We start from the raw sequence: 15,451 nt of genomic DNA, 5'->3' as shown, positions 1-15,451 counted from the left end.
TTTTTAATAATACTTAGACAGTAGCTTTAAGACACGTAGTATTTCTGCTACATTCATCGCAAATGATACTGCGCCGCGTCCTTTGAAAGGCGGGTTCCCATCGAATAACTCGGGAATGGAACCAACACAGTGGCTTGTCATCTCGTCATCATAACTAATCAGTTGGCGTTCAACAAATGACAATCCGCTCATCTTATAAATTCGAAGATAAGCTTCCAGATAGAATCCCATCAACCAAGGCCAGGCCGTTCCCTGATGATAAGCATAATCGCGTTGTATCTGCGGACCTACATAGTTCGGATTGTATCCGCCGCTCTTCGGACTCAACGAACGAATTCCTTTCGGAGTAAGCAGCTCTTTGGTCACAATATCGAGCACCTGTTTTTTTTGTGCACGATCCAAAGGAGAATAATCAAACGCTACGGTAAATATCATATTTGGACGTACGCTCCAGTCCATCATATTGCCGTCTACGTAATCAAGCAAATAACCATATTCGTTACGGAATACCTCGACAAAAGATTTTCCTGTCACTTCTGCCTGTGCATCCAGTTCATCTGCCAAGTATACGTCTCCTCCTTCGCGCACCAAATCAGCTATAAAACGCAACGCATTATACCACAACGCATTAAATTCAACAATATACCCCGTACGAGGAATCACTGGATGTCCGTTCACTGTAGAATTCATCCATGTAATCGCCTTATCCGTACCGTTGGCAAAAAGTAATCCATTGTCATGCAAAAAAAGATTCTCATGTTTCCGCTGACGAATAAACTCCATAATATCTTTCAAGAGTTCTCCGTATTTCTGACGACATTGCTCACGGGAAGTTTCTTTTGCATATTGCTGCAAAGCCCAGACAGCCCAAAGCAAAACATCTGGATGCTCCATTTCATAAATTTTATACCCTACAGGCTCTTCATTTATAAAATTACGAATCGCCTTTTCCGCCGTTTTCATCACATCCTCAAACTGATCGACCTCATCAAGCGCAAGCGTCAGTCCTGGCAGGGCAATGAACATATCACGTGCTCGACATTTAAACCACGGATAACCGGCAAGAATATAATGTTCGTCTTCCTGCTGGTTATGAAACTGGTGAGCGGAATTCTTCAGACAGTGGTAAAAGCTATCACGCGGGGTACGATCAGCTACTTCAGCCTCAAATGTCTGTTTCAATCTACGGGGAGTCACTTCCGAAGTTCCGGCAGAGAATACGATGCTCTCCCCTTTCTTTATATCCACCTCAAAATAACCGGGAACATAAAGATCTTCATTGAAGTCATACCCACGCTCTTGTTCTTTCGGGTATTCAATACCCCGATACCAATCAGGCATGAAATGAAACTCACACTTTTTATTCAACTGCATATATAGTTCCGGATATCCGGGATACATACAGGTTTTAATACCATTTTCCACAAGTTGATACTCACGGCTTGCCTGCGCATTTTCATGTGTGTACTCACGTACACTCCTGAAAGCGAGGAATGGGCGGAAGCGCAAAGTCGTAGCCGAATGCGCATCCAGCAAAGTATAACGAATCAGGATTCTATTTTCATGATGTACAAAGATTTTTTCTTTGCGGAGGATAACACCTCCGACACGGTAAGTTGTTGCCGGGATATGCTCACAGTCAAACTCGCGGATATACTTGTGTCCGTTAGGACTAAAGTTGTTTCCCTGATATTTGTGCAATCCCAAGTTAAACTCCGCACCGTGTTGAATTACCGTTTCATCAAGAGAAGATAGCAGCACATGATTTTCATCGTCGATATTGGGAACTGGAATTACCAACAGGCCGTGATATTTGCGTGTGTTACAATCAACAATCGTCGTACAATGATAAGCTCCTGCTTTGTTCGTCCGGAGGATTTCTCTTTGAAGAGACTCTTCCAGATTCGTCATGAGGGTCTTGTCAAATCGTAAATAACTCATAGTTGTGCATTATTAAAGGTTAATTATTGGTCATTATATCGTATATCTATTTATTGTTACATACCGCATATATTGGCTGTAGCAGCATATACAACGGGTATAACGCCCAAATGTACAAATTATAGATAAAAACAAAAATAAAAAGGCTTTTTATTTTCAGATTTTGTGCAAATATTCGTAGTATTGCGTAAAATATCTAAAGAAAAGAATGTCATGAAGCAAGATATTCAGCGTATCATGCTGGCTGCAGCAAAGCCTTTGTTTCTTATTTTTATTCTCTATATACTCAAGATTATGGAAGTCGGGATGGACTGGGACTTCTCTCGCTTGGGGGTATATCCTATGGAGAAACGGGGACTGATCGGCATTTTAACCCATCCGCTGATACACAGCGGGTTCAGTCATTTATTAGCAAATACAATCCCTTTATTCTTCTTGTCATGGTGTCTTTTTTACTTTTACTGGGGAATAGCCGGTAAAATTTTTATTCTCATTTGGCTCGGAAGCGGACTACTAACTTTTCTGATCGGAAAACCGGGATGGCACATCGGTGCCAGTGGACTGATCTATGGCTTTGCCTTCTTTCTCTTTTTCAGTGGTATTCTCCGCAAATATGTTCCACTCATTGCCATCTCTTTACTTGTCACCTTTTTATATGGAGGAATTATATGGCATATGTTTCCTTATTTCTCCCCTACCAATATGTCGTGGGAAGGACATCTTAGCGGAGGAATTATGGGAACGCTCTGCGCTTTCGTTTTCGTAAATCACGGACCGCAACGGCCGGAACCTTTTGCAGATGAAACGGAAGAGGAAGAGAATACAGAAGAAGAAGCAACAACTGCAGCAGCAGCAGAAGAAGAAGAAGAAACGCTATAAATGCCAACTCATGTCACCCATATTGGCAGACTTGTGCCATCGAAGTGGCACGCTTGTGACAGAGACATGTCACAGTTGTGCCAACACGATGGCACAACCGATACAATAGTATTCAATTTAACAAGAAGGATTAAGCCTAATCAAGACCGATGCAACGCTTCAATCAATAAGGTTATATTGGCCGTAAACAACCTTACAGAAATAGCCAATAAGATGATACCAAAAAACTTACGAATAATATAGATACCACCTTTTCCCAGGAAACGTTCTACACGACCAGTCATACTCACTACAAAGTAAACCCAGATCATGTTCAATACTAAAGCTATAATGATATTGATACTGGCATATTCCGCCCGAAGAGAAAGCAAAGTAGTGAAAGCTCCGGCACCTGCCAACAAAGGAAAGACAAGCGGCACCAAAGTAGCTTCTTTGATAGGACCCTGATTTTTGAAAATCTCAATATCCAAAATCATCTCCAAAGACATGAGGAAGATAACAAACGCACCGGCAACTGCAAACGATTCGATATCTACATGGAAGAGTTTCAGCATCATATCTCCCGCATAGAAAAATCCGATCAGCAAAGCAAAAGAGATGACGGTAGCTTTCATTGCATTCACATCTTTCCCTTTTTCTTTCAGGTTAATTATAATAGGTATAGAGCCGATAATGTCTATCACGGCAAAAAGTACGATAAACGCACTAATCATCTGTTGCCAATTGAAGCCTGCGAACATAATTTCCTCCTTTTTTTCTGCAAATATACTCTATTTTTATGCATTCAAACAATAAAAAAAACAAAAAGAACGGTCAGATGTTGACAGCAGTGTTGTATTATGAGTAAATTTGTACGATTAACAAGAGATTACAACATATGGAAACAATGTTCGACACTTTGCTCCAATTGCCTTTATTTCAAGGTCTTTGTCATGAAGATTTCACAAGTATTCTGGATAAGGTCAAGCTACACTTTATCAAGCATAAAGTGGGAGAAACTATCATTGAGAGTGGTAGTCCGTGTAAACAACTCTGCTTCCTGTTAAAAGGCGAGGTTTCTATCGTCACAAATTCCAAAGAAAATATATACACCGTCATTGAACAGATGGAAGCACCTTACCTGCTGGAACCACAGTCGCTGTTTGGCATGAACACCCATTACACTTCTGCTTATGTGGCACATACAGAAGCGCATACTGTCAGTATCAGCAAAGCATTTGTACTTAGCGATCTGTTCAAATATGAAATATTCCGGCTCAACTATATGAATATCGTAAGTAACCGGGCACAAAATCTTTACTCCCGCTTATGGGAAGAGCCGACACAGGATTTAACAGAGAAAATCATTCGCTTTTTTCTGTTGCATTGTGAAAAGATTCAGGGAGAAAAGATATTCAAAATGAAGATGGACGATCTTGCCCGCTACTTAGATGACACCCGGCTGAATACTTCAAAAGCGCTCAATGAGCTACAAGACAAAGGATTATTAGAATTACGTCGGAAAGAGATTCTTATTCCGGATGCACAGAAGCTGGTAAGCGAGTAGATACAGACTGACTCATTATAATAAAGAACCTATTCATCATAAAAATAGCCTCAACAGGAATTCCTATTGAGGCTATTTTTAGATTATAAAGTGTTATTATTCCCACTCAATGGTTGCTGGTGGTTTAGAACTGATATCATAGGTTACACGGTTCACTCCCTTCACCTTATTAATAATATTATTCGATACCTTACCCATAAATTCATAAGGCAGATGCGCCCAGTCGGCTGTCATGGCATCTGTAGATGTCACAGCACGTAAAGCAACTGCTCTTTCGTACGTACGTTCATCTCCCATCACGCCTACAGACTGTACCGGCAACAAGATAACTCCTGCCTGCCATACCTGGTCATACAATCCCCAGTCACGCAATCCCTGAATAAAGATATCATCAGCATCCTGCAGAATACGTACTTTTTCAGGAGTAATATCACCCAGAATACGCACTGCCAGCCCCGGCCCCGGGAACGGATGGCGGGTAATCAGATGTTCCGGCATACCCAACTCACGACCTACCCGACGAACCTCATCCTTAAACAACAAACGAAGTGGCTCACACAATTTCAGATTCATCTTTTCAGGAAGTCCACCTACATTATGATGGCTCTTAATCACTGTACCCGTGATAGACAATGACTCAATACAATCCGGATAAATGGTACCCTGCGCCAGCCATTTCACGTCTTTTATCTTGTGAGCCTCCACATCAAATACATCGATGAAGCCCTTACCTATAATCTTACGCTTACTTTCCGGTTCAGCCACACCAGCTAGTTCCGCGAAGAACTTTGCGCTGGCATCAACGCCAATCACATTCAGACCGAGACACTCGTAATCCTTCATCACATTCTTGAACTCATTCTTACGTAGCATACCGTGATCTACAAAGATACAAGTCAAGTTCTTACCGATAGCCTTGTTTAACAACACTGCTGCAACTGAAGAATCAACTCCGCCACTCAAACCGAGAACGACTTTATCATCCCCCAACTGCGCTTTCAGCTCGGCAACCGTACTTTCAATGAAAGAAGCCGGCGACCAGTCTTGTTTGCAACCGCAAACATCTACCACAAAGTTCTTCAGGATTTGAGTTCCGTCTTCACTATGGAATACTTCCGGATGGAATTGAACACCCCACACTTGCTCACCTTCTACCTGATAAGCAGCAATCTCTACTTTATCTGTTGAAGCTATTTTCTTGAAATTATCAGGAATAGCAGTAATCGTATCTCCATGACTCATCCATACCTGCGATCCATCACGTACACCTTTAAATAGCACATTATCTTTGCAGAAAGAAGACAAGTGAGCACGTCCATATTCGCGTGTTCCGGCTGGTTCCACTTTTCCGCCATTGGTGTATGACATAAATTGTGCACCATAACAAATACCCAATATCGGATATTTACCACGAATTTCACTCAAATCTACTTTGAAAGCATCTTTATCGTAAACCGAGAAAGGACTTCCGGAGAGAATGACTCCTTTAATAGTAGGGTCTTCTTTAGGAAATTTGTTATAAGGAACAATTTCACAATACGTATCCAATTCACGTACACGACGGCCTATAAGCTGTGTTGTCTGCGAACCGAAATCAAGAATTATTATTTTTTCCTGCATATCAATGGTTGGATTTTGAATAAATTGAGTTGCAAAAGTAGAAAAAAGTACGCAATCTATATTAATAATGAAGAGAAAAATAAAGGAGATTCACAAGTTTATACTTGGAATCTCCTTTATTTTAATTAGAATCAACTATTCTTTTCTTTCAGCAAATCGCGTATCTCCGTCAACAAGACTTCTTCCTTCGTTGGTGCAGGAGGAGCCGGAGGAGTAGCTGGCACTTCTGCCTGTTTTTTAGTTGTCAGTTTCGTAATCAACCGTATAAATAAGAATATAGCAAAAGCAATAATCAGAAAATCAAAGGTGGCTTGCAGAAACTGACCATAATCCAATGTCACAGCCGGAGCTATCTCCTTACCGTCAGCACCGATCTCCGCCGCTTTCATCACCCATTTCAAATCCGTAAAGTTCACACCGCCAACCAGTAAACCAATCGGAGGCATAATAACATTAGCAACCAATGATGATACGATTTTTCCAAACGCACCACCAATAACTACACCGACAGCCATGTCTATGACGTTACCTTTCATAGCAAACGCCTTAAAGTCCTGTAAAAATGTGCTCTTTCCCATCTTTTTTCAATATTTAATGTGAATTTAATATGCGAATATAAAAACATTTTTGTAATTTTGCACCGCATTTGAAAATAAAACAAGTGCGCAGGTCGAGAGATATTTGAACAAATATTATAAAACCCTTAAAAGTTTAAACAAAATGATTAAAGTAGGTATTAATGGATTCGGACGTATCGGACGTTTCGTTTTCCGCGCTGCAATGGAGAGAAACGATATTCAAATCGTAGGTATCAATGACCTTTGCCCGGTTGATTACTTGGCTTACATGCTGAAGTATGACACAATGCACGGACAGTTCAACGGTACTATCGAAGCAGATGTTGAAAACAGTAAACTGATCGTTAACGGTCAAGCTATCCGTATCACAGCTGAAAGAAATCCGGCTGACTTGAAATGGAATGAAGTAGGTGCAGAATACGTTGTTGAATCTACAGGTTTGTTCTTGAGCAAAGACAAAGCTCAGGCTCACATCGAAGCTGGTGCAAAATATGTTGTAATGTCAGCTCCTTCTAAAGATGACACTCCGATGTTCGTTTGCGGTGTAAACGAAAAAACATATGTAAAAGGTACTCAATTCGTATCTAACGCTTCTTGTACTACTAACTGTTTGGCTCCTATCGCTAAAGTATTGAATGACAAGTTCGGTATCCTTGACGGTTTGATGACTACAGTTCACTCTACAACTGCTACTCAGAAAACAGTTGACGGTCCTTCTATGAAAGACTGGAGAGGTGGTCGTGCTGCTTCTGGCAATATCATTCCTTCTTCTACTGGTGCTGCTAAAGCTGTAGGTAAAGTAATCCCTGCATTGAACGGCAAATTGACTGGTATGTCTATGCGTGTTCCGACTTTGGACGTATCTGTAGTTGATTTGACAGTTAACTTGGCTAAACCGGCTACTTACGCTGAAATCTGCGCTGCAATGAAAGAAGCTTCTGAAGGCGAATTGAAAGGTATCCTGGGTTACACTGAAGATGCAGTAGTTTCTTCTGACTTCCTGGGTGACGCTCGTACTTCTATCTTCGACGCTAAAGCAGGTATCGCTTTGACTGATACTTTCGTTAAAGTTGTATCTTGGTATGACAACGAAATCGGTTACTCTAACAAAGTTCTTGACTTGATCGCTCACATGGCATCAGTTAACGCTTAATTAGAAGTCTGAACAATATAGAAACCGCTGCGGGAAACCGTAGCGGTTTTTTTATACATTTCATTTTATATATTGTTAAAAAGCAACGTGTTATCCGTTGAATAAGCTACAATTTTAGTAGCTTTGTAACTCTATGGAGAGATTATTAATAACATTGATACTAGTTTGCACTATGAACAATATAACAAATGCCCAGAATCCTTTCTACGGGCAATACCACACGCCGCACGAAGCCGTGCCGTTTGACCGGATTGAAACAGAACATTATGAGCCTGCTATCCTCGAAGGAATCAAGCTACAAAATGCTGAAATAGAGGCCATCATACAGAATCCGGAAAAGGCTGATTTTACCAATACGATAGAAGCTTTCGAAGAGTCAGGGGAATTACTTGACAAAGTAGTTGCCGTCTTCGGTAATATGTTGAGCGCAGAAACGAATGACGATCTACAAGAACTCGCTCAAAAGATTATGCCGTTGCTTAGTGAACACAGCAATAATATCACACTGAACGAAAAGCTATTCGCACGTGTGAAGGAAGTGTATAACCAAAAAGAGACTTTGCAACTGACACAGGAACAAAAACAGTTACTGGAAAATGCATATAACAGTTTTATTCGTCATGGCGCCAATTTAGAAGGAGAAGCACGGGAAGAATACCGTCGTCTGACTACCGAATTGAGTAAATTGACGCTTACCTTCAGTGAAAACAACCTGAAAGAGACGAATGCTTATCAAATGCTGTTAACGAAAAAAGAGAGCCTCGCCGGACTACCTGAAATTATCATAGAAGCAGCTGCAGAAACGGCCAAGAACGAAGAAAAAGAAGGATGGGCATTCACACTTCACGCTCCGAGCTATATTCCTTTCATGACGTATTCTGACAATCGGGATTTACGTCAAAAACTCTATATGGCTTATAATACCAAATGTACACACGATAACGAATTCAATAATATCGACATCGTAAAAAAGATAGCCAATACACGCATGAAAATAGCCCAGTTACTGGGATACAAAGATTATGCGGAATATACGCTAAAGAAAAGAATGGCTGAAAACAGCAAGTCGGTATACAAGCTGCTCAACCAACTGCTGGAAGCATACACTCCTACTGCACAACAAGAATATAAAGAGATACAAGAACTGGCTCGCGAAGAACAGGGAGCTGATTTCGTTGTCATGCCTTGGGACTGGAGTTATTATTCAAATAAACTAAAGGACAAAAAATTCAATATCAACGAAGAAATGCTCCGCCCTTACTTCGAACTGGAACAAGTAAAGAAAGGGGTGTTTGGCTTGGCAGAAAAGTTATATGGAATCACTTTCCGGAAAAATACAGAAATTCCGGTTTACCATAAAGAGGTAGAAGCCTTTGAAGTGTTTGATAAAGACGGTAAATTTTTAGCCGTCTTATACACCGATTTCCATCCGCGTCCGGGAAAGCGGGCCGGAGCCTGGATGACGAGTTATAAGGACCAATGGATAGATAAAAAGACCGGTAAAAACAGCCGCCCTCATGTATCCGTTGTGATGAACTTCACCAAGCCAACCGAGAATAAGCCCGCTTTATTGACTTTCAATGAAGTAGAAACATTCTTGCATGAGTTCGGGCATAGTCTGCACGGTATGTTTGCCAATTCTACTTACAGGAGTTTAAGTGGAACCAATGTATATTGGGATTTCGTGGAGCTTCCCTCGCAAATTATGGAAAATTTCGCCATAGAGAAAGATTTCCTCAATACCTTTGCCCGCCATTATCAGACGGGAGAAGTATTGCCGGATGAATTGATAAAACGCCTTGTAGATGCATCAAACTTCAATGTTGCGTATGCTTGTCTACGACAAATAAGTTTCGGTTTACTTGATATGGCATGGTATACGCGCAACACTCCTTTTGAAGGAGATGTGAAAGCTTATGAACAAGAAGCCTGGAAGGATGCGCAAATATTGCCGGTAGTACAAGAAGCTTGTATGAGTACGCAATTCTCCCACATCTTTGCCGGTGGATATGCCGCCGGATACTATAGCTACAAATGGGCGGAAGTATTGGATGCCGACGCATTTTCATTATTCAAGCAAAAAGGGATATTCAATCAGGAAGTGGCAGACTCATTCCGCAATAATATTCTGTCGAAAGGAGGAACGGAACATCCGATGATACTTTATAAACGTTTCCGCGGACAGGAACCGAGCATTGATGCTTCGCTAATCAGAAATGGGATAAAGAAATAAGTATTAAGTTATTAGATATTAAATATGAAGAGAAGTATATTTCAAATAGTAGGATTGCTTTTATTGCTTCCTTTATTTTCAGGATGTAATGATTCGGACGATGTAGCTGCTATCTTTACAGGAAAAACCTGGAAACTAAATTATATCACAGTAGATGGAGGTCATGAGATGTTTGGCTTTTGGGAGAATGAAGAACAAGAGAAAGCAAGTATTAAAGAGCTTAATAAAAACGGTACATATAATATTGTATTTGATGGCACAGTAGATGGAGATGTTATTAACGGAAATATAAAAGGAACTGTAATTGCAACAAGTACTTTTGAAGGAAAATGGAATGCCAACGCCAAAAACAATAGCTTCAAAGCTACAGTTACCACTGCAGGTAGTTATGGCGACGACAAACTCGCCAAAAATTTTATAGAGGGGCTTAATGCAGCTACATCTTACGAAGGAGATAGTAATAACTTATACCTTTTATACAAACCGGCATCCGGTAAACAAACTTTCCGTATGGTTTTCCGGGTAGTAAGCAGTAAATAGTAAACAACATGGACACTGAAAAGAAACAATTAGAACTTGACAAACGTTATATACGTATGGCCAGTATATGGGCTGAAAATTCCTATTGTCAACGCCGTAAAGTAGGAGCTTTAATCGTTAAGGATAAAATGATTATCTCCGACGGATATAATGGAACACCTTCCGGATTCGAGAATGTATGTGAAGATGAAAACAACCTGACAAAACCATACGTTCTGCATGCGGAAGCCAATGCCATTACCAAAATAGCGCGTTCAAATAACAGTAGCGACGGTGCTACCATGTACGTCACCGCTTCTCCTTGCATCGAATGTGCAAAGTTAATCATACAGGCAGGAATCAAACGGGTAGTTTATTCCGAGCATTATCGCCTGGAAGATGGAATAGAGTTATTAAAACGGGCGGGAATCGAAGTTATCTACACAGAGTTAGATGATAATTCCTCTCCAAATAAATAAGAAGACGAACGTTTTAAAAAAGGAATAGACATGAGTACAAAAAACTCTTCACGTTTTACACCTGTCATCATAGCAGTCAGTGTGGTAGTCGGGATTCTTATCGGTACATTTTATGCCAAGCATTTTGCCGGCAACCGTTTGGGTATCATTAATGGTTCCTCCAATAAGCTAAACGCTTTGTTACGCATTGTAGACGATCAATATGTCGACACCGTAAACATGGCCGATTTGGTAGAAAAAGCCATGCCGCAAATTCTAGCCGAACTGGATCCGCATTCAACTTATATCCCAGCCCAAAATCTCGAAGAAGTCAACTCTGAACTGGAAGGCAGCTTCAGCGGAATTGGCATCCAGTTTACCATACAGAATGACACCATTCATGTCAATGCTGTTGTTCAGGGAGGTCCTTCTGAAAAGATAGGATTAATGGCGGGCGACCGCATTGTTACTGTAGATGATAGCTTGTTTGTCGGCAAGAAAGTAACGAACGAACGGGCTATGCGCACCTTGAAAGGTCCGAAAGGCTCACAGGTAAAATTGGGAATCAAACGAACAGGAGAAAAGGACTTATTACACTTCAACATCACACGTGGAGACATTCCTCAAAATACCGTAGATGCTGCTTACATGGTAAACGACGATATCGGTTATGTGAAAGTCAGCAAATTCGGACGTACCAGCCATGTGGAATTGCTTAATGCATTAGCACAACTCAACCACAAAAAATGCAAAGGTCTAATCATTGACCTGCGCGGTAATACCGGAGGATATATGGAAGCTGCTATCCGCATGGTAAATGAATTCTTGCCTGAAGGTAAGTTGATCGTATATACTCAAGGCCGTAAATATCCACGTGCAGAAGAATTTGCCAACGGTACGGGTAGTTGTCAGAAAATGCCGCTCGTTGTATTGATTGACGAAGGATCTGCTTCCGCCAGTGAAATTTTCACCGGAGCTATTCAAGATAACGACCGGGGTACAGTTGTAGGACGCCGTTCTTTCGGTAAGGGACTTGTGCAACAGCCTATCGATTTCAGTGACGGATCGGCTATCCGCCTGACAATCGCCCGCTACTACACCCCATCCGGACGTTGCATCCAACGCCCATACGAAAGCGGTAAAGACCGTAACTACGAGCTGGATTTATACACCCGTTACGAACATGGAGAATTTTTCTCACGTGATAGTATCAAGCAGAATGAGAGCGAACGTTATAATACCAGCTTGGGACGTACTGTGTATGGCGGCGGTGGTATCATGCCGGATATATTCGTACCGCAGGATACAACGGGAGTCACTTCTTATCTATCGACAGTTATTAACCGGGGACTGACTATTCAGTTCACATTCCAATACACCGACAATAACCGGAAGAAGTTAAGCCAATACGAAACTGAGGAAGAATTACTAAACTATCTTCGTCATCAGGGTTTGGTGGAACAGTTTGTCCGTTTTGCCGACAGTAAAGGAGTGAAAAGAAGAAATATCCTCATTCAGAAATCATACAAACTATTGGAAAAGAACCTCTTTGGCAACATCATCTACAATATGCTTGGACTGGAAGCCTATCTCCAATACTTCAACAAAACAGATGCTACTGTCATTAAAGGTATTGAGATACTTGAAAAAGGAGAAGCTTTCCCCAAAGCTCCGGTAGCCGTTGAAGAAGAAGTGACGAAGGATAAAAAAGATGGAAAGAAAAAAAGAACTGCGCAAGCATATAGCATTACTGAAGACCCAACACGCGGATTCAACTATGCGAAAGCTGCAATCAGCTAATATACTTGCCGCCCTTGAAGCCCATCCGGCTTTCAGGGCGGCAAATACTGTATTACTATACCATTCGCTGAATGACGAAGTAGATACACATGCCTTTATTCAAAAATGGAGTAGCGAAAAGCGGATTCTACTCCCTGTAGTAGTAGGCGATGATTTAGAACTACGGATATACACCGGACCGGAAGACATGTCAATCAGCGGTATCTACGGTATAGCAGAACCAACCGGAGAAATATTCACAGACTATGCGGCCATAGACTTCATCGTCGTTCCCGGAGTAGCTTTCGATGCTAAAGGTAACCGTTTGGGGCGGGGAAAAGGATATTATGACCGTCTCCTGCCACGCATACCATCAGCCTATAAAGCAGGAATCTGTTTCCCATTTCAATTAGTAGAAGAAGTTCCGGCGGAATCATTCGACATCCGCATGGATATAATCATAACAATCAATGAAGACGAATTATCACACCCACACCACCCGCTGCCATCATGCGACAGGGAGTGACGAAGAATTTGTTTTAAGTGCCATCAAAGGCGGCTATCAAGAATTAGGCTTTTCTGACCACACTCCGTGGAAATATCACACTGATTATATATCCGACATCCGGATGCTTCCCGAAGAGTTACCGGGATATGTGGAAAGTATCCGTTCGCTGCAAGAGAAATATAAAAATCAAATCAGCATAAAAATAGGATTGGAATGCGAATACTTTCCTGAATACATACACTGGTTAAAAGGAATCATCAAAGAATATAAACTGGACTATATCATCTTTGGAAATCACCATTTTCACACAGATGAGAAGTTCCCCTACTTCGGCCGGAATACAGATTCGGTAGACATGCTCGAACTCTATGAAGAGAGTGCTATTGAAGGAATGGAAAGCGGACTATTTGCCTACCTTGCCCATCCGGATTTATTTATGCGTTCTTACCCCGAGTTCGATCGTCATTGTAAGCTAGTCAGCAGACATATCTGCCGGACGGCAGTACGGTTAAACTTACCGTTGGAATATAATATCGGATATGAAGAGTACAATGATATTCATGGTATTACTACCATTCCTCATCCAGATTTCTGGAAAATAGCCGCCCATGAAGGTTGCACCGCTATCATCGGCGTAGACGCCCATAACAATCAATATTTGGAAAACCCTTTTTATTACAACCGTGCAACCGAAACACTCCGGAAGCTAGGTATAAAGGTTATAGACAGAATATCTTTCTTCAACGAAAAATAATATTTGTAATTACGGTAGCTCCGACTCTCTGATTCAGCGTGCGCACCAATACCTCACGCCCCATCATCAATTCCTGACGAAGAGCTGCGGAAGTCAGATGCACATATAATGTCTGATTACGAATATAAAGATTGCTGGTATAAGCCGCTGCCGGTCCCAAGATTTGAGGCCAGGCATCCAGCAGTCTTTGTTCGTTCAGCGGAGATTCCAAACTCTCCTGACGAAGAAACTGTTGAATCAGTTTTCCTATTTGTTCGGCATCATTGCGCTTCATTATCAGCCTCCGTTTCTTGAATTGTGCCCTCTTCTACACGAAATATTTTATAATCGCTGCCTACCTTATGTAAAATACGGTCGAGATGTCCCCGGTTCGTGTCCGTTATAAATATCTGCCCGAAATTGTCTCCAGCCACCAGCTTCACTATTTGCTCTACACGGGAAGCATCCAACTTATCGAAAATATCATCTAATAATAATAAAGGAACAGTCCAGCCGGTACGCTTCAAGAAATCAAACTGCGCCAGTTTCAATGCTACCAGATACGTTTTGTTCTGTCCCTGCGAACCTTCTTTCTTTATCGGGAATTCACCCAACAACATATTCAACTCATCTTTATGAATCCCACGCAAAGAGAATCCCATTATCTTATCCCTCTCCCTGCTTTGCTTCAACACTTCCAACAAAGAAGCATCCCGCGCATGAGACTCATAAGATAATCCCACCACCTCTTTATCCTGCGAGATAAAGGAATAGAAAGATTGGAAAATAGGAATAAACTCCCGGATAAACGCTTCACGTTTCTGGAATACGATTGCACCGGCTTGCGCCATCATCTCCTCCCATACAAGAAACAGCTCCTCCTCCACCGAAAACTCACTCTTCAACAATGTGTTACGCTGCGCCAATGCTTTATTATACCGTATCAGCGCTTCAAGATATTCCTTATCATACTGCGAAATCACTACATCCATAAACCGGCGACGCTCCTCACTTCCCCCGGCTATCAATTCGGAATCGGCAGGTGAAACCATCACCAAAGGCAGAAAACCGATGTGGTCCGAAAAACGGCTATATTCTTTCTTATTCCGCTTAAATTGTTTCTTCGAACGGCGTTTCATCCCACAATAAATCTCTTCAGGAGTTCCGTCCTCCGCTTCATAAAAGCCCTGAATCACGAAAAAGTCTTGTTCATGACGAATATTTTGAGAATCAATCGGGTTTCCGGAGCTCTTACAGAAAGACAAGAAATACACCGCATCCAGCAAATTCGTCTTTCCCATTCCATTCAGTCCGAAAAAACAATTCAGCTTAGCAGAGAATCCCAGTTCTACCTCTTCCAGATTCTTATAGTTTAATATGGATATTCGTTTCAGTATCATTGTGTACACGTTAATTTGTTCACAAAAGTAGCAAGATTTTCGTGGTTTTCGGGTGTAAAACAAAAAAAGATGCTTCTAAATTTCGTTTGTAGATATAAAAAAAC

Annotated in this window: 15 protein-coding genes; 9 read left to right on the top strand and 6 right to left on the bottom strand. The window is 41.4% G+C overall.

The features are described 5' to 3' along the window. Positions 1–3 precede the first annotated feature (3 nt). Positions 4–1,941, bottom strand: coding sequence for a glycogen debranching enzyme N-terminal domain-containing protein (locus tag HMPREF9010_RS04380; RefSeq protein ID WP_008650881.1), 1,938 nt, complete (start codon positions 1,939–1,941; stop codon positions 4–6). Between the two features lie 213 nt (positions 1,942–2,154). On the opposite strand from HMPREF9010_RS04380, the gene HMPREF9010_RS04385 reads away from it, so the two are divergent. Beyond that, complete coding sequence (locus tag HMPREF9010_RS04385) at positions 2,155–2,820, top strand: rhomboid family intramembrane serine protease (protein ID WP_032852944.1); 666 nt, start codon at positions 2,155–2,157, stop codon at positions 2,818–2,820. 140 nt (positions 2,821–2,960) lie between these two features. Here the strand turns inward: HMPREF9010_RS04385 and HMPREF9010_RS04390 are convergent, their stop codons facing one another. Then, on the bottom strand, positions 2,961–3,560 hold the full coding sequence (locus HMPREF9010_RS04390; protein WP_008650877.1) for a MarC family protein: 600 nt from the start codon (positions 3,558–3,560) through the stop codon (positions 2,961–2,963). Between the two features lie 137 nt (positions 3,561–3,697). Here HMPREF9010_RS04390 and HMPREF9010_RS04395 point away from each other — a divergent pair, with 137 nt between their 5' ends. Continuing rightward, positions 3,698–4,366, top strand: a complete 669-nt coding sequence (locus HMPREF9010_RS04395) for a Crp/Fnr family transcriptional regulator (protein WP_004316175.1) — start codon at positions 3,698–3,700, stop codon at positions 4,364–4,366. A 96-nt stretch (positions 4,367–4,462) separates the two neighbouring features. Here HMPREF9010_RS04395 and guaA read toward each other — a convergent pair whose 3' ends face one another. Further along, entirely contained in the window at positions 4,463–5,986 is a 1,524-nt protein-coding gene (gene guaA / locus HMPREF9010_RS04400) for a glutamine-hydrolyzing GMP synthase (protein ID WP_008650876.1), read from the bottom strand. 131 nt (positions 5,987–6,117) lie between these two features. Continuing rightward, positions 6,118–6,564 (bottom strand): large-conductance mechanosensitive channel protein MscL, encoded by a 447-nt coding sequence (gene mscL / locus HMPREF9010_RS04405; RefSeq protein WP_004301777.1) that lies wholly within the window; start codon positions 6,562–6,564, stop codon positions 6,118–6,120. Positions 6,565–6,706: 142 nt separating this feature from the next. Here mscL and gap point away from each other — a divergent pair, with 142 nt between their 5' ends. From gap to HMPREF9010_RS04440, 7 genes are all read left to right on the top strand, one after another. Further along, positions 6,707–7,717: a type I glyceraldehyde-3-phosphate dehydrogenase gene (gene gap / locus HMPREF9010_RS04410; protein ID WP_004301776.1), complete on the top strand. Its 1,011-nt coding sequence runs from the start codon at positions 6,707–6,709 to the stop codon at positions 7,715–7,717. A gap of 172 nt (positions 7,718–7,889) precedes the next feature. Next, entirely contained in the window at positions 7,890–9,950 is a 2,061-nt protein-coding gene (locus tag HMPREF9010_RS04415) for a M3 family metallopeptidase (RefSeq protein ID WP_008650874.1), read from the top strand. 24 nt (positions 9,951–9,974) lie between these two features. Further along, positions 9,975–10,490, top strand: a complete 516-nt coding sequence (locus HMPREF9010_RS04420) for a DUF4847 family protein (protein ID WP_004301774.1) — start codon at positions 9,975–9,977, stop codon at positions 10,488–10,490. Positions 10,491–10,498: 8 nt separating this feature from the next. Then, the gene (locus HMPREF9010_RS04425; protein WP_004301773.1) at positions 10,499–10,948 is read left to right on the top strand and encodes a dCMP deaminase family protein; all 450 of its coding nucleotides are present in this window, start codon (positions 10,499–10,501) and stop codon (positions 10,946–10,948) included. Between the two features lie 30 nt (positions 10,949–10,978). Then, positions 10,979–12,727, top strand: a complete 1,749-nt coding sequence (locus HMPREF9010_RS04430; protein WP_004301772.1) for a S41 family peptidase — start codon at positions 10,979–10,981, stop codon at positions 12,725–12,727. After that, positions 12,705–13,232, top strand: coding sequence for a 5-formyltetrahydrofolate cyclo-ligase (locus tag HMPREF9010_RS04435; RefSeq protein ID WP_004308571.1), 528 nt, complete (start codon positions 12,705–12,707; stop codon positions 13,230–13,232). The genes HMPREF9010_RS04430 and HMPREF9010_RS04435 overlap by 23 nt, the downstream gene beginning before the upstream one ends. After that, on the top strand, positions 13,177–13,968 hold the full coding sequence (locus HMPREF9010_RS04440) for a histidinol-phosphatase (protein ID WP_004320889.1): 792 nt from the start codon (positions 13,177–13,179) through the stop codon (positions 13,966–13,968). Before HMPREF9010_RS04435 ends, HMPREF9010_RS04440 begins: the two co-directional genes overlap by 56 nt. Here HMPREF9010_RS04440 and HMPREF9010_RS04445 read toward each other — a convergent pair. Beyond that, on the bottom strand, positions 13,955–14,242 hold the full coding sequence (locus HMPREF9010_RS04445) for a DUF721 domain-containing protein (RefSeq protein ID WP_004301769.1): 288 nt from the start codon (positions 14,240–14,242) through the stop codon (positions 13,955–13,957). The two genes, HMPREF9010_RS04440 and HMPREF9010_RS04445, sit on opposite strands and share 14 nt — an antisense overlap. Next, positions 14,229–15,347, bottom strand: a complete 1,119-nt coding sequence (gene recF, locus HMPREF9010_RS04450; RefSeq protein ID WP_008650868.1) for a DNA replication/repair protein RecF — start codon at positions 15,345–15,347, stop codon at positions 14,229–14,231. Before recF ends, HMPREF9010_RS04445 begins: the two co-directional genes overlap by 14 nt. Positions 15,348–15,451: the final 104 nt, after the last annotated feature.

It is taken from the genome of Bacteroides sp. 3_1_23 (assembly GCF_000162555.1).
Taxonomy (GTDB): Bacteria; Bacteroidota; Bacteroidia; order Bacteroidales; family Bacteroidaceae; genus Bacteroides; species Bacteroides ovatus.
The sequence above is the reverse complement of the archived record's forward strand: the minus strand, read 5'-3'. Positions and strand labels throughout refer to the sequence as shown.

Bases quoted from the DNA above. Each gene is read 5' to 3' on its own strand.
- HMPREF9010_RS04380 (WP_008650881.1), bottom strand. From the start codon at position 1,941: ATGAGTTATTTACGATTTGACAAGACCCTCATGACGAATCTGGAAGAG.
- HMPREF9010_RS04385 (WP_032852944.1), top strand. From the start codon at position 2,155: ATGAAGCAAGATATTCAGCGTATCATGCTGGCTGCAGCAAAGCCTTTG.
- HMPREF9010_RS04390 (WP_008650877.1), bottom strand. From the start codon at position 3,560: ATGTTCGCAGGCTTCAATTGGCAACAGATGATTAGTGCGTTTATCGTA.
- HMPREF9010_RS04395 (WP_004316175.1), top strand. From the start codon at position 3,698: ATGGAAACAATGTTCGACACTTTGCTCCAATTGCCTTTATTTCAAGGT.
- guaA (WP_008650876.1), bottom strand. From the start codon at position 5,986: ATGCAGGAAAAAATAATAATTCTTGATTTCGGTTCGCAGACAACACAG.
- mscL (WP_004301777.1), bottom strand. From the start codon at position 6,564: ATGGGAAAGAGCACATTTTTACAGGACTTTAAGGCGTTTGCTATGAAA.
- gap (WP_004301776.1), top strand. From the start codon at position 6,707: ATGATTAAAGTAGGTATTAATGGATTCGGACGTATCGGACGTTTCGTT.
- HMPREF9010_RS04415 (WP_008650874.1), top strand. From the start codon at position 7,890: ATGAACAATATAACAAATGCCCAGAATCCTTTCTACGGGCAATACCAC.
- HMPREF9010_RS04420 (WP_004301774.1), top strand. From the start codon at position 9,975: ATGAAGAGAAGTATATTTCAAATAGTAGGATTGCTTTTATTGCTTCCT.
- HMPREF9010_RS04425 (WP_004301773.1), top strand. From the start codon at position 10,499: ATGGACACTGAAAAGAAACAATTAGAACTTGACAAACGTTATATACGT.
- HMPREF9010_RS04430 (WP_004301772.1), top strand. From the start codon at position 10,979: ATGAGTACAAAAAACTCTTCACGTTTTACACCTGTCATCATAGCAGTC.
- HMPREF9010_RS04435 (WP_004308571.1), top strand. From the start codon at position 12,705: ATGCGAAAGCTGCAATCAGCTAATATACTTGCCGCCCTTGAAGCCCAT.
- HMPREF9010_RS04440 (WP_004320889.1), top strand. From the start codon at position 13,177: ATGAAGACGAATTATCACACCCACACCACCCGCTGCCATCATGCGACA.
- HMPREF9010_RS04445 (WP_004301769.1), bottom strand. From the start codon at position 14,242: ATGAAGCGCAATGATGCCGAACAAATAGGAAAACTGATTCAACAGTTT.
- recF (WP_008650868.1), bottom strand. From the start codon at position 15,347: ATGATACTGAAACGAATATCCATATTAAACTATAAGAATCTGGAAGAG.